At 63.6% G+C, this 17,569-nt stretch carries 16 protein-coding genes and 1 pseudogene; 10 read left to right on the top strand and 7 right to left on the bottom strand.

The genetic code is table 11. The features are described 5' to 3' along the window. Positions 1-3 precede the first annotated feature (3 nt). The 5 genes from JQ611_RS09880 to JQ611_RS09860 all read left to right on the top strand — a co-directional run bounded on the left by JQ611_RS09880 (position 4) and on the right by JQ611_RS09860 (position 6,911). Positions 4-384, top strand: a complete 381-nt coding sequence (locus JQ611_RS09880) for a hypothetical protein (protein WP_212263655.1) — start codon at positions 4-6, stop codon at positions 382-384. A 161-nt stretch (positions 385-545) separates the two neighbouring features. Next, the gene (recO, locus tag JQ611_RS09875; protein WP_212412106.1) at positions 546-1,298 is read left to right on the top strand and encodes a DNA repair protein RecO; all 753 of its coding nucleotides are present in this window, start codon (positions 546-548) and stop codon (positions 1,296-1,298) included. Between the two features lie 196 nt (positions 1,299-1,494). After that, positions 1,495-3,750, top strand: coding sequence for a DNA topoisomerase IV subunit A (gene parC / locus JQ611_RS09870; RefSeq protein WP_212465325.1), 2,256 nt, complete (start codon positions 1,495-1,497; stop codon positions 3,748-3,750). 161 nt (positions 3,751-3,911) lie between these two features. Further along, a complete protein-coding gene (locus tag JQ611_RS09865; RefSeq protein WP_212465324.1) occupies positions 3,912-5,912 on the top strand; it encodes a PQQ-binding-like beta-propeller repeat protein in 2,001 nt (666 codons plus the stop codon). 63 nt (positions 5,913-5,975) lie between these two features. After that, positions 5,976-6,911 (top strand): cation diffusion facilitator family transporter, encoded by a 936-nt coding sequence (locus JQ611_RS09860; protein WP_212465323.1) that lies wholly within the window; start codon positions 5,976-5,978, stop codon positions 6,909-6,911. 30 nt (positions 6,912-6,941) lie between these two features. Here JQ611_RS09860 and JQ611_RS09855 read toward each other — a convergent pair whose 3' ends face one another. Beyond that, entirely contained in the window at positions 6,942-8,036 is a 1,095-nt protein-coding gene (locus JQ611_RS09855; protein WP_312010957.1) for an AraC family transcriptional regulator, read from the bottom strand. Between the two features lie 340 nt (positions 8,037-8,376). Here JQ611_RS09855 and JQ611_RS09850 point away from each other — a divergent pair, with 340 nt between their 5' ends. Both JQ611_RS09850 and JQ611_RS09845 read left to right on the top strand, forming a co-directional pair. After that, entirely contained in the window at positions 8,377-8,622 is a 246-nt protein-coding gene (locus JQ611_RS09850; RefSeq protein WP_212388281.1) for a hypothetical protein, read from the top strand. Positions 8,623-8,659: 37 nt separating this feature from the next. Next, positions 8,660-9,184: pseudogene (locus JQ611_RS09845) on the top strand (NYN domain-containing protein); the annotation flags it as partial. A gap of 78 nt (positions 9,185-9,262) precedes the next feature. Here the strand turns inward: JQ611_RS09845 and chrA are convergent. Next, positions 9,263-10,666 (bottom strand): chromate efflux transporter, encoded by a 1,404-nt coding sequence (gene chrA, locus JQ611_RS09840; protein WP_212465339.1) that lies wholly within the window; start codon positions 10,664-10,666, stop codon positions 9,263-9,265. Beyond that, positions 10,666-11,484, bottom strand: coding sequence for a chromate resistance protein ChrB domain-containing protein (locus JQ611_RS09835; protein ID WP_212465322.1), 819 nt, complete (start codon positions 11,482-11,484; stop codon positions 10,666-10,668). The genes chrA and JQ611_RS09835 overlap by 1 nt, the downstream gene beginning before the upstream one ends. A gap of 269 nt (positions 11,485-11,753) precedes the next feature. Between JQ611_RS09835 and JQ611_RS09830 the strand changes: the two genes are divergently transcribed. Continuing rightward, complete coding sequence (locus JQ611_RS09830; protein ID WP_212388284.1) at positions 11,754-12,980, top strand: MFS transporter; 1,227 nt, start codon at positions 11,754-11,756, stop codon at positions 12,978-12,980. 22 nt (positions 12,981-13,002) lie between these two features. On the opposite strand, the gene JQ611_RS09825 is transcribed toward JQ611_RS09830, so the two are convergent. Together JQ611_RS09825 and JQ611_RS09820 are read right to left on the bottom strand one after the other, a co-directional pair. Continuing rightward, the gene (locus JQ611_RS09825; protein WP_212465321.1) at positions 13,003-13,467 is read right to left on the bottom strand and encodes a GNAT family N-acetyltransferase; all 465 of its coding nucleotides are present in this window, start codon (positions 13,465-13,467) and stop codon (positions 13,003-13,005) included. A gap of 13 nt (positions 13,468-13,480) precedes the next feature. Beyond that, positions 13,481-14,308 carry a helix-turn-helix domain-containing protein gene (locus JQ611_RS09820; RefSeq protein WP_212263645.1) on the bottom strand — a complete coding sequence of 276 codons (828 nt, stop codon included), beginning with the start codon at positions 14,306-14,308 and terminating at the stop codon, positions 13,481-13,483. 82 nt (positions 14,309-14,390) lie between these two features. Here JQ611_RS09820 and JQ611_RS09815 point away from each other — a divergent pair, with 82 nt between their 5' ends. Continuing rightward, on the top strand, positions 14,391-15,278 hold the full coding sequence (locus JQ611_RS09815; protein WP_249133051.1) for a DMT family transporter: 888 nt from the start codon (positions 14,391-14,393) through the stop codon (positions 15,276-15,278). A 75-nt stretch (positions 15,279-15,353) separates the two neighbouring features. Then, entirely contained in the window at positions 15,354-15,848 is a 495-nt protein-coding gene (locus JQ611_RS09810) for a GNAT family N-acetyltransferase (RefSeq protein WP_212465320.1), read from the top strand. A 6-nt stretch (positions 15,849-15,854) separates the two neighbouring features. Here the strand turns inward: JQ611_RS09810 and JQ611_RS09805 are convergent, their stop codons facing one another. Then, entirely contained in the window at positions 15,855-16,271 is a 417-nt protein-coding gene (locus tag JQ611_RS09805; RefSeq protein ID WP_212263644.1) for a RidA family protein, read from the bottom strand. A gap of 9 nt (positions 16,272-16,280) precedes the next feature. Further along, complete coding sequence (locus JQ611_RS09800) at positions 16,281-17,447, bottom strand: MFS transporter (protein ID WP_212263643.1); 1,167 nt, start codon at positions 17,445-17,447, stop codon at positions 16,281-16,283. Positions 17,448-17,569 lie beyond the last annotated feature (122 nt).

Raw genomic sequence — 17,569 nt, 5'->3', positions numbered from 1 at the left:
TCGATGACCTTGCCCAGGAACGTAGTTTGGTTTGAAGTGCTGCTCTATCTGTCGCTGACGCTGGATGCGGTGTCGGTCGCGTTCCAGGACCGCACGCCGAAAGCCGACATGACCGAGCAGATGATCATGGTCGCGACCCTGATGGCGGCGGGCCTGATCCTGCTGCTGGTCTATTTCGTCCGGCTCGCGGCGCGGGACCGCAAGAACTGGCCGCGCTGGGTGCTGGCCGCGGCGCTGGTGCTGTCGGTGATCTCACTGGTGCAGGTGATCGGTGCGAACGGCCTGCAACTCGACAGCGCCATCGAGGTCGTGTCCTGCGCACTGACGACGGTGGGGCTGTATTTTTCCTTCACCGGCGATGCCGTGGGCTGGTTCAACGCATAGTGATAGGCCCGTCATTCCGGGATGGTGCGTAAGCACCAGACCTCAGGTGCGCAATTGCGCACCGGGGAATCTCGAGATTCCGGGTTCGATGCTTGCATCGCCCCGGAATGACGATCCTGAGATAGCTGCCCGCGCTGCCGGAATCCTGTAAACTCCCGCCCATGGAATGGACCGACGAAGGCATCGTGCTGGGGGTGCGGCGGCATGGCGAATCTTCCGCCATTGTCGAACTCTTGACGCGCAGCCACGGCCGGCACCTCGGCCTGGTGCGCGGCGGCGCGGGGAAACGGATGCGGCCGCTGCTGCAGCCCGGCAACAGCGTCACCACGGTGTGGCGGGCGCGGCTCGACGAGCATCTCGGATATTACGCCATCGAGGGCACGCGGCTGCGCGCGGCGACCTTGCTGGCGTCGGCGCATGCGACCTATGGCGTCACCCATCTGGCCTCGCTGGTGCGGCTGTTGCCGGAGCGCGATCCGCACGAGGACATCTACGAGATGTTCGAGCGCACGCTGGACGATTTCGACGATGTCGGCGGCGCCGCGGCGCATCTGATCCGGTTTGAGCTGGCGATGCTGGCCGAACTCGGCTTCGGGCTCGACCTGGAAAACTGCGCCGCGACCGGCGAGACAACGGAATTGATTTACGTGTCGCCGAAATCCGGCGGTGCGGTGTCGCGGCGCGCCGGCGAGCCCTACCGCGAACGGCTGCTGCCGCTCCCGGCATTTTTGCGAGAGGGCGAGGGCGGGGCGAATGGCTGGTCGGACCAGGACTTGCAGGACGGCTTTCGCCTGACCGGCATGTTCCTGCTCCGCCACGTGCTGGAGCCGCGCGGGCAGGGCCATTCCGACGCCCGCGACGGATTTATCAACGCGGTGACCAAATACCGGGCGCGAATCAGTTCCGCGGTCTGACGGGCTCCTTCCCCGCGTCGTCCCTGCGAACGCAGGGACCCATACGCCCCGGCCCATCGATTGGCGTGTGGCCCCAGCCGTTTTTTGCCACAAACACCTGTGGTTATGGGTCCCTGCGTTCGCAGGGACGACGGGTGAGTGGATGACGCCCGATTCGCGGCTTGCCCGATTCAGCCCAAAAGTTTAACCCCTCCCCATGGGAAAACGAACGTTACCGCCGGAAGAGCCGGCCGAAATCCATGAAGTCATGCTGCGGGATGCGCTGGAAGAGCGCTATCTCACCTATGCGCTTTCGACCATCATGCACCGCGCGCTGCCGGACGGCCGCGACGGCCTGAAGCCGGTGCATCGGCGCATCCTTTACGGCATGCGGCTGCTGCGGCTCGACCCCGGCACGGCGTTCAAGAAATCCGCCAAAATCGTCGGCGACGTGATGGGCTCGTTCCATCCGCATGGCGACCAGGCAATCTATGACGCCATGGTGCGGCTGGCGCAGGATTTCTCCTCGCGTTACCCGCTGGTCGACGGCCAGGGCAATTTCGGCAATATCGACGGCGATAATCCGGCGGCCTATCGGTACACCGAAGCGCGCATGACCGCGGTGGCGCAGCTGCTGCTGGAGGGCATTGACGAGGACGGCGTCGAGTTCCGTCCCAATTACGATGGCCAGACCAAAGAGCCGGTGGTGATGCCGGGCGGCTTCCCGAACCTGCTCGCCAACGGTTCCCAGGGCATCGCGGTCGGCATGGCGACGTCGATTCCGCCGCACAACGCCGCCGAGCTGTGCGACGCCGCCCTGCATCTGATCGACAAGCCGGATGCCAAATCGAAGTCGCTGCTGAAATGGGTCAAGGGGCCGGACTTCCCGACCGGCGGCATCGTCGTCGATTCCAAGGAAGCGATCGCCGAAGCCTACATGACCGGGCGCGGCTCGTTCCGCACCCGCGCGCGATGGACCCAGGAAGAGGGCGCGCGCGGCACCTGGGTCGTTGTGATCACCGAGATCCCGTGGCTGGTGCAGAAATCCCGGCTGGTGGAGAAGATCGCCGAACTGCTCAACGAGAAGAAGCTGCCGCTGGTCGGCGACGTCAGGGACGAATCCGCCGAAGACGTCCGTCTCGTGATCGAGCCGAAATCTCGCGCCGTTGATCCCGCGCTGATGATGGAATCGTTGTTCCGGCTGACCGAGCTTGAAAGCAAGATTTCGCTGAACCTCAACGTGCTGATCAAGGGCAAGATCCCGAAAGTGGTTGGCCTTGCCGAATGTCTGCGCGAATGGCTCGATCATCTGCGCGACGTGCTGCTGCGCCGCTCAAACTACCGCAAGACCCAGATCGAGAACCGGCTGGAAGTGCTTGGCGGCTATCTGATCGCCTATCTGAACATCGACAAGGTGATCAAGATCATCCGCACCGAGGATGAACCGAAGCCGGAGTTGATGAAGGCCTTCAAGCTGACCGAGGTCCAGGCCGACGCCATCCTCGACATGCGGCTGCGCCGTTTGCGCAAGCTCGAGGAATTCGAGATCCGCACCGAGGACAAGAACCTTCGGGCCGAGTTGAAGGGCATCAAGGCGCTGCTCGGCTCCGAGACCGAGCAATGGTCCAAGGTCGGCGATCAGGTCCGCAAGGTCCGCGACATGTTCGGTCCGAAGACGCCGCTCGGCAAGCGCCGCACCACCTTCGCGGATGCACCCGAGCACGATCTGGCCGCGATCGAGGAGGCCTTCGTCGAGCGCGAGCCGTGCACGGTGGTGATCTCCGAAAAGGGCTGGGTGCGCACGCTCAAGGGTCATGTCGAGGATATTTCGGGGCTTGCCTTCAAGACCGACGACAAGCTCGACCATGCGTTCTTCGCCGAGACCACCTCAAAACTGCTGGTGTTCGCAACCAACGGCAAATTCTACTCGCTCGACGTCGCAAAGCTGCCGGGCGGCCGCGGCCATGGCGAGGCGATCCGCATGTTCATCGACATGGAGCCGGAAACCGCGATCGTGTCGCTGTTCGTCAACAAGGGCGGCCGCAAATTCCTGATCGCAAGCCTCGAAGGGCAGGGCTTTATCGTCAACGAGGACGACTGCGTCGGCAATACCCGCAAGGGCAAGCAGGTTCTCAACGTCGAAATGCCGAACGAGGCCTGCGCGATCACGACCGTTGCCGGCGACACCGTCGCTGTGATCGGCACCAACCACAAGATGGTGCTGTTCCCGCTCGACCAGGTGCCGGAGATGGCGCGCGGCCGCGGCGTGCGGCTGCAGAAATACACCAGCGCGAAACTATCCGACGTCGCGGTATTCGATTCCAAGGCGGGGCTCGGCTGGAAGGATTCCGCCGGCCGCGACCAAAGCATGAGCTGGAAGGAACTGGCCGATTGGCGTGGCAACCGCGCCGACGCCGGCCGCCTCGCGCACGGCCTGCCGAAGTCGAACAAGTTCCTGCGGGGTGTGGAGTAGGACGGAGACGGGCTATACCAAACGTCGTCATGCCCGGCCTTGTGCCGGGCATCCACGTCTGGCGGCGGATTACGATTTCGTTATCCGCTCGCGGTTTTGCTGGATGCCCTTTGACTGCATCCCTGTTCTCGCCGATGCTCTCCAGAAAAGGGGAGGCGGCATTGCGCAAAGCGGAATGGCAACGACTCATCGCAACGATCGGCGGAGCAGTCCTGATGCTCGCCATGCCGTCTTTGCTCAACGCTCAGGCCATCCCCGGTGCGCTGCCTGAATCAGCCAAGGCATTGTCGCAAGGAGAATGGCCGGCCTATGCCGGGACCTACGCCGCGTCGCGCTATTCGCCGCTCACGCAGATCGAGCGGACCAACGCGAAAAGCCTGCATGTCGCCTGGCGCTGGAAGTCGCCGGACATGGCGGTCAAGCAAGCCAATCCGTCCGTCGGCCCGACCCGCGCCCATGAATCGACGCCGCTGATGGTCGGGGGTGTACTTTACACCTCGACATCGCTGTCACAGGTTGCCGCCGTCGATGCCGTCACCGGCGAAACCAAATGGGTGTTTGATCCCAAGGTTTACGAAAACGGACTCGGCATGCCCGCCAATGACGGCTGGCTGCATCGCGGCGTCGCCTATTGGCGCAATGGCGAGGACGAGCGCATCATCATGCTCACGGCATTTGCGCAGATGATCGCGCTGGATGCGAAGACCGGAAAGCCGGTGCCGGGCTTCGGCAATGCCGGCCGGATCGATCTCACGCAGGGTCTGCGCCGCGAGGTCGACCGCGACTACTACACCATGAGCTCGCCGCCGGTGATCGTACGCGGCGTCATCGTGGTTGGATCGTCTGTCATGGATTGGTGGCGGAAAAGCCCGTCGCCGCCCGGCGACGTACGGGGCTTCGATGTCGTGACCGGCCGGCTGCTCTGGACCTTCCACACCGTGCCGCAGGGCGAAGAGGCGGGCGTCGAGACCTGGCAACGGGATTCGTGGCGCGAGGCGGGTAACGCCAATGTCTGGGCGCCGATGAGCGCGGATGAAGAGCTCGGCTATGTCTATCTGCCGGTGAGCACGCCGACCAACGATTACTATGGCGGGCATCGTCCCGGTGACGGGCTTTACGGCGACAGCATCGTGTGTCTCGAAGCAGCCACCGGCAGAAAGGTTTGGCACTACCAGCTCGTGCATCATGGATTGTGGGATTACGACACCCCGGCAGCGCCAACCCTGATCGACATCACCGTCGGCGGCAAAGCGGTCAAGGCGGTCGCGCAGGTGACCAAGCAGGCGTTCGTCTACGTGTTCGATCGCGTCACCGGCCAGCCGGTGTGGCCGATCGAGGAGCAGCCGGTGCCAGCTTCGACCGTTCCCGGTGAAATTGCATCGAAGACCCAGCCCTTTCCGACGAGGCCGGCCCCGATCGACCTTCAGGGCGTGCGCGACGAAGACTTGATCGATTTCACGCCTGAACTCCGGCAGGAGGCAAAAGACATCGTGGCGAAATACGATCACGGTCCGCTGTTCACCCCGCCGTCGGAACGAGGCACCATCCAGGTACCCGGCGTCGCCGGCGGCGGCAACTGGGCAGGTGCGGCGATCGATCCGGACACCGGCATGCTCTATGTCAGCACCTACCGGCTGCCGTTTGTGATCACCGTTCGCAGGCCAGCGCCGGGGGAGTCGCGCTACGACTTTATCGGCGAATTCCGCTACCTGTCCGGGCCACGTGGCTTGCCGCTGCTCAAGCCGCCATTCGGCAGCATGCTTGCCATCGATATGAACAGCGGCGAGCATCGCTGGCGGATTCCGATCGGGCGTGCCGAGCTTATTCCGACCATTCAAGCCTTGGGCATACGTGAGCGGCTGGGATTTCCCACACGCAGCTGGGCGCTGATCACGAAAACGGTGATGATCGTTGTACAGTCAGGCTATTTCGGCGCGCCGCGACTGCCTGCGGGTGGAACGCGCCGGATCGCCGATCTCAACAATTTCAGTCCGCATCTGTGGGTCTACGACAAGACCTCGGGCGAGATGCTGGCAGAGATCGCGGTGCCGGCCAACGCCGTCGGCGCGCCGATCACCTATATGGCGGGCGGCAAGCAGTTCGTCGTGTTTCCGGTCGGAGGCGGTCCTCTGGTGGAGGAACTGATCGCGGTCTCGCTCTGACGGGCAGGGCGCTGTGCAGGACGCTGTGATAGTATTCGCATCTGAGTGCGCTATATCGGATTCATGGCGCACGCACACCACCACCACGACCATTCCCAAGGACATGACCACGCCGGGCACAGCCATGCGCCCGACAGTTTCGGATGGGCATTTGCCGTCGGCGCATCGCTCAATGCGGCGTTCGTCGCCGCCGAGCTGATCTTCGGCTATGCCGCCAATTCGCTGGCGCTTATTTCGGACGCCGTTCACAATCTCTCCGACGTGATCGCGCTGCTGCTGGCCTGGGGCGGGGCGTGGCTCGCGCAAAAGCAACCGACCCAGCGGCATACCTATGGCTACCGGCGGGCCTCGATCCTCGCGGCGCTGTTCAACGCCGGCCTTCTGCTGGTCGCGGTCGGCGGCATCATCGTCGAGGCGATCAATCGCCTGCAGGAACCCGCGCCGGTGGCCGGCTGGACCGTCGTGGCGGTTGCTGCACTCGGCATCGCCATCAACGGCGGCACGGCCCTGTTGTTCATGCGCGGCCGCCATGGCGACCTCAATGTTCGCGGCGCCTATCTGCACATGGCCGCCGATGCCGGTGTCTCGTTCGGCGTGGTGGTCGCGGCCCTGGTGATCATGTTCACGGGATGGCTGTGGGTCGATCCTGCGATCAGCCTTGCCATCGCCGGCGTGGTGCTCGTGAGCGGGTGGGGGCTGGCGCGCGACAGCGTCAATCTCGCGCTCGACGGCGTGCCGCGCGGCATCGAACTGGCAAAGGTCAGGGACTATCTCGGCGCACTCGACGGCGTCTCGGAAGTGCATGACCTCCACATTTGGGCCATGAGCACCAACGAGACCGCGCTGACGGCGCATCTGGTGCGGCCTGACGGCAGCGACGACGCATTCCTGCATCGGGTCTGCGAAGAGCTGTCGCACCGTTTCAACATTCACCACGCCACGCTGCAGATCGAGTCCAGCGGCGCGGTCTGCAAGCTCGCGCCGGCGGAGCGGGTGTAGGCGATTACGCCGGGACGAGAGGCCGGTTACCTATCGGCCGGATGGTTTCCGGAGGCGCTGCCGGATTTTTGAAGCCCCGCCGACAGCCGCAGGCGGATGCTGTGCCCGCGACTGTCGTGGTGTAAGCCCGGTCCAGCGCTTGAATGCGTGAGTAAAGGCGCTGACTTCGCGGTAACCGAGCAGCCAGGCAATCTGCGAAATCGGAAGGTCGGTATCGCCCAGGTAATGACCCGCGAGGTCGCTCCTCAGCTCCTCTGCGATGTCCGAGAAGGTCAGTCCCTCCGCCGAGAGCTTGCGCGCCAGAGTCCGATGGCTCATGCCGAGGTGGCGGGCGATTTCGACTGCGTTCGCCGTTCCATGCGGGAGCAACGGAGCCATTACATTTTCCACGCTTGCGCGCAGGCTGGTGCGGGCCGGCAACCGATGGGCGAGAGCATCTTCGCAGTATTGCATCAGGAGCTGATTGAGGTGGCTGTCGGCACTGACGATGGGCAGCTGTGCGATCGCACTTGGAAAAACCAATTCATCCGCTCCGGCCCCAAATTCGATTTCGCATCCCAACAGCGACCGAAATTCGGCTGGCGTGTTCTTGCGGTGGTGAACCAGCCTGATCTTGCTCGGTATCAATCGGCGGTTGGTGAGTTGCCGGCACAGGCGAACGAGGGAAACCAGCCAGAATTCGATTTGATGGTAGTCCGAGCGTCGTTCGACGCCGACGTAATCCAAGGAGATCGCGACTTCCTTGTTGGCGCGATATGTCAGTGAAACGCCCTCGTTGGTGATCCGGCTGTAGCGTGCTGCCTTTTGCAAGGCGTCATTCAAGACTTCGGAGGATGCCAGGACGTAATAAAACAGACCGATCTCGCGAAGATCATACTCCCGCGACAGATGAAAGCCCAAAAGGCCATCCTGCAGCACGTCGGCAGCGAGTTTCAGAATCTTGATTTGGCCCTGGACCTCGACGCGGGCGGCGCGATCATCAATCTGCTCAACGCTCAATCCGGCCTTCGACAAAAGTGGCGCCAGAGGAATACCTCGTTCGCGCAGCTCAGCGCAAACCATCCGGGCGATACCGCCTGAGGCACTCGGAATCGAATCGATGCGCCCCGGTTTGGTAGCAGGCACGAGACATCATCCTCTATTGCGACATCCGTTTGCGGTCTGTTCGCCGCGAGGGGGCATCTTGGCGCAGAAGATCAAATAATTGGCGCAGGATAGCAAGCCGGATGCGGGCTGTCTGCTAGATATGAATTGCCGCTTCGAGCCGGCCGGTTTCGGTTGCGCGATTTTTGCTGCGGTATCTCCCAGGTTTCACAGCGCGCGGATGTGTGTAGGGCGCCGAACGCGGTGTCTGATACCGCCATTCAGGGATTGCAAGATGTGCACGAAATCCGGCCATACGTCCGGCAGATTGCGAGTAACGCAGGCGTTCATAGCGCTGTCCGGCATTCCGGAGAGTGCCTCTGTGCCGAGCGTGATCTCGATCGTGAGGATCGGAATACACGAAATCCGAATTTTCAATGTTTCATCGCCCGTGGGCGACGAGCCAGCGTTGTGGATCGAGTTGTTCGATCACGACACAAAGGTGTCGGTCGATTGTTGCAGCTTCCGCGAGATCGACGCGGCGATCGCTGCATTCGACGACATGGTTTCGCAAGCGGAACGTTTGAATGAAGCTGATGAGCCGGAAGCCGGTGACGCACCGGTCTGAACGACGCTCATTTTTTTCTCGGTTCAAGGACGGTAATATGTTGCGATCAGAGCCCGGCAGAATGGCGATCTTCATCGATGGCCCCAATCTTCACGCAACCGGCAGGGCGCTCGGCTTTGACATCGACTTCAAGCGTCTGCTCTTGGAATTTCAGAACCGCGGTTCGTTGTTGCGGGCATTGTACTACACGCCTGTCAGCGAGGATCAGGAATTTTCCTCGATCCGTCCCTTGGTCGACTGGCTTGGTTACAACGGCTACACCGTCATTACCAAGGCATCGAAAGAGTTCGCCGACGCCGGCGGTCGCCGCAAGTTCAAGAGCAGCATGGATATTGAACTGGCAGTCGATGCGATGCAGCTCGCCGTGCATCTTGACGAAATCGTGTTGTTCTCTGGCAATGGCGCTTTCCGCGCGCTGGTTGAATCGCTGCAGCGGCGAGGCGTCCGCGTCACCGTAGCCTCGACGATTTCGAGCCAGCCGCCGATCGTCGCCGAAGAATTGCGTCGTCAGGCCGACGGATTCATCGACATTGCCGAACTGCAAAACAGAATCGGTCGGGAAGCAGCCTGACTTCTGACTCGTGCGACGGGGTCGAACGCCTGTTTCGTGGTTAAGGCGGGTCGGCGGCAGCGCCGCCCCTCAAATCATCCCCGTCAGCCGCAGCGTCACGCCCGCCGCGCAGGACCCCGCCAGCACCCAGAGCATGCCGACATTGAGGCGGAAGATCGCGGTGGCGGCGGCAGCCGCCAGCACGAACGCGGCAATTTCAATGCTCGACAGCACGGGCATGTCGAACGACAACCCGAACGATCGAACCGGCGTCGTCTGCCGGAACAGCGTATGCAGCGCGAACCAGATCGACAGATTGAGGATCACGCCGACCACGGCGGCGGTGATTGCGGTTAGCGCGCCGGCTAGCCCCTTGTTGCCGCGCAGGGTCTCGATGAAGGGCGCGCCGAGGAATATCCAGAGGAAGCAGGGCATGAAGGTGACCCAGGTCGCCAGCAATCCGCCGAGGGTTGCCGCCATCATCGGCGACAGCGTGCCCGGATCGCGAAAGGCGGCCATGAAGCCGACGAACTGCAGCACCATGATCAGCGGGCCCGGCGTGGTCTCGGCCATGCCGAGACCGTCCAGCATCTCGCGCGGCTGCACCCAGTGATAGTGCTCGACTGCCTGCTGGGCGACATAGGCCAGCACGGCATAGGCGCCGCCGAACGTCACCATCGCCATCTTCGAGAAGAACAGCGCGATCTGGCTGAACACATTGTCCTGGCCGAACGCGATCAGCAGCGCGGCCACCGGCACCAGCCATAGCAGCAGCCAGACCGAACTGACTTTCAGCGCCTTGGATACACTCGGGCGGACATGCTCGGGCAACTCTTCGCCGAGCAGGCTGTCGACGACGGCTGTTTTCTTGCCGCCGCCGCCATGTTCGACCGCGGCGAATTCCGGCCGGCCGCTCCGCGCGCCGAGATAGCCGATCACGCCGGCGGCAATGATGATGATCGGGAAGGGGACATTGAAGAAAAAGATCGCGACAAAGGCGATGCCCGCCAGCGCGATCATGACCCGGTTGCGCAACGCGCGTTTGCCGACCCGCACCACGGCCTGCACGACGATGGCGAGCACCGCCGCTTTCAGCCCGAAGAACACCGCCTCGACGAAGCCGACACTGCCGTAGGCCGCGTAGATATAGCTCAGCCCCATGATGGCGATGATGCCGGGCAGGATGAAAAGCCCGCCGGCCATGATGCCGCCGGCGGTCCGGTGCAGCAGCCAGCCGATATAGGTGGCGAGCTGCTGCGCCTCCGGCCCCGGCAGCAGCATGCAGTAGTTCAGCGCATGCAGGAACCGGCTCTCGGAAATCCAGTTCTTTTCCTCGACCAGGATGCGATGCATCACCGCGATCTGGCCTGCGGGCCCGCCGAAACTTAAGCACGCCACCCGCAGCCAGACCCGGAATGCCTCGCCGAAGCTGATGCCGTGCGCGTATTCGCTGTTGGCACCGGCTTCGGCTGTTTTGTTGATGGTCGCTTCCATTACGACTTCGCCTTGTTGCTCGGCCAATTGTGGGTTTCGCCGGTCGCATCGCGGCACCAGCGATAGAAGGCGTCATACAGCGTGATGCCGGCCTCCAATTGCGCGAGATCGTCGTCGAACATTCGCGACAGGCCGAGCGAGGCGGCCAGCAGCCCGGGTGCTTCCGGCGAAAGGTCGAGCCGGCCGGTATCGGCGGCGCGGACCATCGTCGCCAGCCGCAACAGAGCCGGCGTCGCCAGACCGAATTCCTCGATCATCACGTCGAAGGTGCAGAGTTCGCCGCGGTGGCTCCAGAACACGTTCTCGACGTCGAAGGGCGCCGCGTTAAAGCGCTCGCCGACCGCGATCACCTCGGGCGGTGCGACGAACAGGAACACCGCGTTTGGATCGACAAATCTGCGAATTAGCCAGGGGCAGGCGATGCGGTCGATCTTCGGCCGCGCCCGTGTTACCCAGACGGTGCGGCCTCGCGCGTCGCGCGGCGGCAGCTTTTCGGCCGGCACCAGCGGCAGCTTGGCAGCCTTCCAGCCTTCAAAGCCGCCTTCGAGCGTTTCGGCCGACACGTCGAGATGCCGTAGCCAGGCGGCGGTGCCTTGCGCAAGCTTTTGGCCGCGCAGGCAAGCCACGATGGCGGGACGGCCGGAGAACTCCTCGCCCCAATTGGCGGCGTCCTGATGGCTGCGCCTGACGGCGCCGGGAATCAGCCGCGGGTCGGCGGCGAAATCCTCGTCGGTACGGACGTCGATCAGGACAGGCATGTTCGCCGTGCCGATCAACCGTGCAAGTTTATCTGGAGATATCGTGGTGTAGGATGACATGGTTGCGCCCTCGTTAAGAGAAAACGGGCGCGATACTTGGGCATGTCGCCTCGTGGGGAGATCGCATGGTCCCCATGCGCCGAATTAACTGCTTGCCGGTTCGGCTGTCAACCCATGCACCCATCCTGCGGGCCCGATGCTTGCGGAATTCATTGTCCGGACCTAGCATGCGTCATATCGGGGACAAAGCAGGCTCCCCGTCAGACGGTCGGCCGTCCAAGCTCTGCGCACCGCTCGACGTGTCGAGTTGCGCATGAAGGCATGGATCGATGGCCAGCATTCCCACAGAGTCCAAATCGTCTACCGCAGCCTCGCTGATCACGCTGCTCTATGTCGCGCGGGGCTTGCGCGGATTCGGCGACGGTTTTGCGATCATTATCCTGCCGGCCTACATGACGCTGCTGGGTTACGACGCCATCGCGGTCGGCATCGTCGCCACCGCCTCGCTGCTGGGAACCGCGCTGCTGACCTTGATCGTCGGCTGGATCGCGCCCCGCCATGATTTGCGTCCGCTACTGATGTTCGGCGCGGGCCTGATGGCGGCCACCGGGGTTGCGTTCCCGGGCGTCGAGCACTTCGTCCTGATCGTGCTGGTCGCCTTTATCGGCACCATCAATCCGTCCGGCGGCGACCTCGGCGTGCTGGTGCCGCTCGAACATGCGGTGCTCGCGCACAGCGCGGCCGACGAGCGCCGCACGCAGATCTTTGCCCGCTACAGCCTGATCGGCGCGCTGGCCACCGCGGCGGGATCGTTGGCGGCGTCGTTGCCCGATTTTCTCGTTGCCAGCGGCAGCACCCAGCTCGGCGCGTTCCGCCTGATGTTCTATGCCTACGCCGCGCTCGGTATGCTCTGCGCCGCGCTCTATCGTCGTGTCCCGCACACGCGCGGCGAGGAGCGGGCGCCGCAGACGCCGCTCGGGCCTTCGCGCGGCACTGTCTACAAGCTCGCCGCGCTGTTCAGCATCGATGCGTTCGCGGGCGGTTTCGTCGCGCAGTCGTTGCTGGTGCTGTGGCTGTTCGAGCGCTTCGATCTTTCACTATCTGCGGCGGGATTGTTCTTCTTCTGGTCGAGCACGCTGAGCGCCTTCTCCTATCCGGTCGCCGCCTGGCTCGCCAGGCGCATCGGCCTCGTCAACACCATGGTGTTCACGCACATCCCCTCCAGCGTGTTCCTGATCCTGGCGGCGTTCTCGCCCAATCTTTATCTGGCGCTGGGGCTGTTGTTGCTGCGTTCGGCGCTGTCGCAAATGGATGTGCCGACCCGCACCTCCTATGTGATGGCAGTCGTGACACCCGCAGAGCGGCCCGCCGCCGCCAGCGTCACCGCGGTGCCGCGCAGCCTTGCGTCCGCGATCAGCCCGGCGATCTCAGGCGCGCTGCTGATGACGGCGTTTTCCGGCCTGCCGCTGGTGGTCTGCGGCGCGTTGAAGATCGGCTACGACCTCGCGCTGCTGTTCTCGTTCCGCCACATCAAGCCGCCCGAGGAGTCGTCCTGACGCGGTGGGGAGGCAGCACAAATCATTCCTGACGCACCGGCAACTGCCGGATCTGGAATCCGGTCTTGTTCTGTTCAAAGCCGACGCCAGAATAGAATTTCAGCGTCGCCGGGCTTTTCGATCCCGTCAACAGCATGACCTTGTAACAATTGTGTTTCCAGGCCTCGGCGATCGCGTGTTTGAGAACGGCGCCGCCGTGTCCCTGCTTGCGATGGTTTGCGCCGGTGACCACGTTCTCGATCAGCGCATAGGGCAGGCCGCCGCGGGTCAGGTTCGGCACAACGACGAGCGTGCAGGAAGTGACGAGCACGTGCTGCCGGACCCCAACGAAAACGGCGCTTCCCTTGTAGCCCGAGAGCTGCCGCCAGATCGATGTCGCATCCTCGATCGCGAGAGGCGGATCGGAGGGATTCAAGTCGCGATATAATTCCAGCAGCGCCGGAAGATCGGGTTGCTCGACGGCACGAATGAGCAGATCAGCAGACATGGTTCACCCTCGTTCAGTCCCTGCGAAGCGTTGTGCGCGATGCGTTTTCGGCAGCCCAGCCGCGCAGGATGCGGGCGGTGGTGTCATCCAGGGGGAAGAAATTTTCGATGCGAAGTTCCTGCAGCGTAATATCCTGCGGAATGCCCAGCGTGGCGATGGTCGTAAACAGCCGCAGATCGATCCCGTCTTTGCGGAAATGCATGGGAAGCACTGGCGAGATAGCCAGTTCGGCAGGGGGCGCATGGACCGCCGCCTGCACGCCTTCATAAGCGAGCAATCGTTTAAGAAGCGCTGCGGTCTCGGTTGATCCATCAGCGGCAGCGTCGGCTTCCACGCTCCGGATGAAATAGCCGACGACTTCGACCCAGTTCACCAAATGCGGCCGCAGCACGTCCGGGGCAACCAGCGCGTCGGCCAGATTGATCGGCGTGTCCGGCGCCAACGGCCCGACCAGGAACTCGACCAGCCGAACGGTGCCGGAATTGCTTTGTAGCAGATTCCAGTGCCGATCGACCGCAACCGCAGGAAACGGCTCCTGCTGGGCCAGCATGAAATCGAGCGCAGTGCGGATTTGCCCGAGCTCGGGCGCGGCGAGGTTGGTCTGCCGCCACACCGGCGCAAAGCCCGCCGCGATCAGCAGCGAATTATGCTGGCGCAGCGGCACGTCGAGGGCGATCGCAAGCCGTATCACCATGTCCCGGCTCGGCGCTGCGCGGCCGAGTTCAAGGAAACTCAGATGCCGCTGCGAAATCTCGGTGCGCCCGGCGAGTTCGAGTTGCGACAGGCCTCGCTTCCGTCGCCACCAGCGGAGGTTTGCCGCGAAATCCTGCTGGAGCGCCATGAGTACCTGCCAGGTAGTTGCCGAAACCTTGCCGACCGGCAAGATGGCACAAGCAAGCTTGGCAAGACATGGGAGACAGGCATTGGGGGGCGAATGGGTCGGTGTCGCAATTGCATTGGTATCGAGTTCTCTCGGTGGGACCGCGGCGGCGATCACGCGCTATCTCGCCGGCAATACCGATCCGGTCACGATGGCGATCCTGCGCTGGGGCATCGGCTTTTGCTGCGTGTTGCCTGCCGCGCTGCTCCTGAAAGCGCGCTGGCCGCAGCGCCGGGATTGGCCTGCCGTCGCCGCACTGGGCTTCTGCTTTTTTGGCGTGTTCTTCGTCCTCTACAACATCGCGATGTCCTATACGACCGCGGCGCGCGCCAGCCTCGCGCTGGCGACGCTGCCGCTGCACACCATGGTGGTCGGCGCCTTGCTCGGCATCGAGCCGCTGACGAAACGGAAATCGGTCGGCGTCGGCATTGCCGTGCTCGGCGTCTTCGCGGCCCTGGCATCGGGGCTCTCGAGCGCGCCGGCGGGCGCCTGGCGCGGCGAACTGATCATGACGGCGGCCGTCTTGTGCATGGCGTTCTACAACGTCTGGTCCCGTCCGTTCATCCAGCGATCGAGCGCGCTAGGCTTCCTCACCGTCGGCATGGGCACGGGTGCCGCCGCGCTGATCCTGGTGGGCTCCCTGACCGGGAGCGTCGCGGTCTTGAGCCAGTTCGGAACGGCGCAATGGATCGCAGGCCTCTATCTCGGGATCGCCGGCGGCGCGCTGGCGTTCATCCTGTGGGTGCTGGCGCTGGAACGGGCGTCGCCGACCCGCGTGGCCAACACCATGACCGTCAATCCGCTGGCGGCGGGACTTCTCGCCACGCAGCTGGTCGGCGAGCCGATCACGCCGAACCTCGTGCTCGGGCTGATCGCGGTGTTTGCCGGCATCTGGATTGCGACCTCGGCGGTTAAGCCCGAGCGGCCGTGAGAAGGGGCTATCCCAAGTTGCCCGGCCGGATATCATCCGATACCGCTGTTCCGAACTGGTAAGGAAGCCGCCGCCATGACGATCGAGGTCCGTCAGATTCGCGAGGAGGACATTGAGAGCTTCCATGCAGCGATCGATGCGGTGGCCCGCGAGCACAGATATCTCGCGCTGCTCGAGGCGCCGCCGATCGAACGCGCAACGGCCTTCGTCCGGCGCAACATCGAGAAGGGTTATCCGCAGTTCGTCGCCATCGCCGATCGGGAGGTCATCGGCTGGTGCAACATCCCACCGGCTTCACGCGAGGTGATGGCGCATGTCGGCGATCTCTTTATGGGATTGCTGCCGCAGTGGCGCGGTCAGGGGCTGGGTGAACGTCTGCTGCGGGAATCCCTCGTGGCCGCGGATGCGTTTGGATATCTGCGCATCGAACTCGGCGTGTTTGCGGACAATCCGAGCGCCGCGGCGCTCTACCGCAAGGCCGGGTTCGTCGAGGAAGGGATCAAGCGGCGTGCGATTTTGATCAATGGTGTCTTCCACGACGAGGTCATCATGGCGCGCTTCAGGGATTGAGGCGACTCACGCCGCGGCGATGGCCTCGATCTCGATCAGGAAATCGGGGCCATAGAGCTTCGACACCTCGACCAGCGTGACCGCGGGCGCGGCCGGCGGCGTGACGGAGGCAAAGAAGCGGTTCCGGGCTTCCCGGTAGCGGCCGAGATTGTCTATGTCGGTGAGGAACACCGTGAGTTTGACCAGGTTGGCGGCCGTGCATCCGCTTGCCCTCAGCGCGATGGTGAGGTTCTCGAACACTTGTTCTGCTTGCGCGGAAAAATCGTTCTTGCCGACCACATTGCCGTCGCGATCGAGCGCGGTTTGGCCGGCGATGAAGATGAGGCGGCCCGGACTGACGTCAACGATCTGCGAATAGCCGGGTGGGGTGCCGAGTTCGGGCGGGTTGATGCGCCGGATCGACGGCGTCGTGTCATCTACCATTGGGAGTCCTCATGATTGTGTCGTCATGGGCGGATGGCTGCGCACCATAAACAGCGCGAGCAGCGCCGCGAGGCTGAGCGCGGAGGAGACGATCAGAACGCGGCTGCCCATAATGTCGATCAAGAGGCTGAACAGCAATGGAGCGGCGGCCTGCGCCATCCGCGCCGGCGCGCCGATGATGCCGAGGCGATAGCCGTAATTCTGGGGGCCGAAGATCGCCAGCGGCAGCGTGCCGCGCGCGATGGTGAGGATGCCGTTGCCGGCGCCGTAGAAGATCGCGAACACGCTGGCCGCCCCGCCACCGGCCAATCCGAGTATCGCCGCGCCGATCGGATTCGTGACACATGCGAGCTTGGTCGAGACCAGCGGATGAAAGCGGCTGAGGAAGCCAGCCTCGAAGATACGCGCCGCCACCTGCGCCGGGCCAAGCAGGGCGCCGGCGAACACCGCCTGCGCGGTGGTGGCGCCGGCCGCTTCCATGATGCGCGGCAGATGCGCGGCCATCGCACCGGTGACGGTCCAGGCGGCGGCGAACACGAAGGCCAGCAGGATCATGGTGCGGTCGATCGCGATGTGCGGCTTGACGGCGTTCGCCACCGCAGCCTTGGCGCCCTTCACCGCCGGCAGCATCAGCAAATTGATCGGCAGGCCGATCAGGATATGCGCCGCCGCCCAGGCAAAGCAGGTGTTGCGCCAGCCGATGGTCTCCAGTCCCCAGGCCGACAGCGGCCATCCGACCGTGGATGCAAAACCCGCGAGCAACGTGATGCCGGTGATCGAGCGCCGCGCTTCATTGCCGTAGATGCGCCCGAGCGCGGCGAACGCCGCATCGTAGAGGCCGCCGGTCATGCCGATGCCAAGCAGTAGCCAGGCGAGAACCATCACCGGAATGGAATAGCTGAACCCAAGCAGCGTCAGTCCGGCCGCGAATATCACATTGGACATCGACAGCACCGGCCGGCCACCGACCAGGTCGATCTGCCGGCCGATGCGCGGGCCAAGCAAAGCCGAGATCACCAGGGCGGCGGAGAAGGCGGCAAATATCCAGTTCGAGGAGACCCCGAGATCGCGTGAGATCGGGTCGGCCAGAATGGCCGGCAGGTAATAGCTCGATGCCCAGGCCAGCGTCTGCGTGGTGCCGAGCGCGATGATGATGGGGAGGGGGCGTGCGCTCATGGCTTATCTTTTTCGTTGCGCCTGCTTGTTGTCGTTGCCGTCGTTCCAGTGTGCCGGAATCAAGTTGTCTATGATAATAGACAACTTGGAGCCTAGGCGCCATGACGTCAGGTGGCAACAGG

Source organism: Bradyrhizobium sp. AUGA SZCCT0182 (assembly GCF_018130185.1).
GTDB lineage: Bacteria > Pseudomonadota > Alphaproteobacteria > Rhizobiales > Xanthobacteraceae > Bradyrhizobium.
This window is presented reverse-complemented; position numbering and strand designations above follow the sequence as displayed.

Bases quoted from the DNA above. Each gene is read 5' to 3' on its own strand.
- parC (WP_212465325.1), top strand. From the start codon at position 1,495: ATGGGAAAACGAACGTTACCGCCGGAAGAGCCGGCCGAAATCCATGAA.
- JQ611_RS09805 (WP_212263644.1), bottom strand. From the start codon at position 16,271: ATGGTAGATGACACGACGCCGTCGATCCGGCGCATCAACCCGCCCGAA.
- JQ611_RS09880 (WP_212263655.1), top strand. From the start codon at position 4: ATGACCTTGCCCAGGAACGTAGTTTGGTTTGAAGTGCTGCTCTATCTG.
- JQ611_RS09820 (WP_212263645.1), bottom strand. From the start codon at position 14,308: ATGGCGCTCCAGCAGGATTTCGCGGCAAACCTCCGCTGGTGGCGACGG.
- chrA (WP_212465339.1), bottom strand. From the start codon at position 10,666: ATGGAAGCGACCATCAACAAAACAGCCGAAGCCGGTGCCAACAGCGAA.
- JQ611_RS09825 (WP_212465321.1), bottom strand. From the start codon at position 13,467: ATGTCTGCTGATCTGCTCATTCGTGCCGTCGAGCAACCCGATCTTCCG.
- JQ611_RS09860 (WP_212465323.1), top strand. From the start codon at position 5,976: ATGGCGCACGCACACCACCACCACGACCATTCCCAAGGACATGACCAC.
- JQ611_RS09800 (WP_212263643.1), bottom strand. From the start codon at position 17,447: ATGAGCGCACGCCCCCTCCCCATCATCATCGCGCTCGGCACCACGCAG.
- JQ611_RS09835 (WP_212465322.1), bottom strand. From the start codon at position 11,484: ATGTCATCCTACACCACGATATCTCCAGATAAACTTGCACGGTTGATC.
- recO (WP_212412106.1), top strand. From the start codon at position 546: ATGGAATGGACCGACGAAGGCATCGTGCTGGGGGTGCGGCGGCATGGC.
- JQ611_RS09830 (WP_212388284.1), top strand. From the start codon at position 11,754: ATGGCCAGCATTCCCACAGAGTCCAAATCGTCTACCGCAGCCTCGCTG.
- JQ611_RS09810 (WP_212465320.1), top strand. From the start codon at position 15,354: ATGACGATCGAGGTCCGTCAGATTCGCGAGGAGGACATTGAGAGCTTC.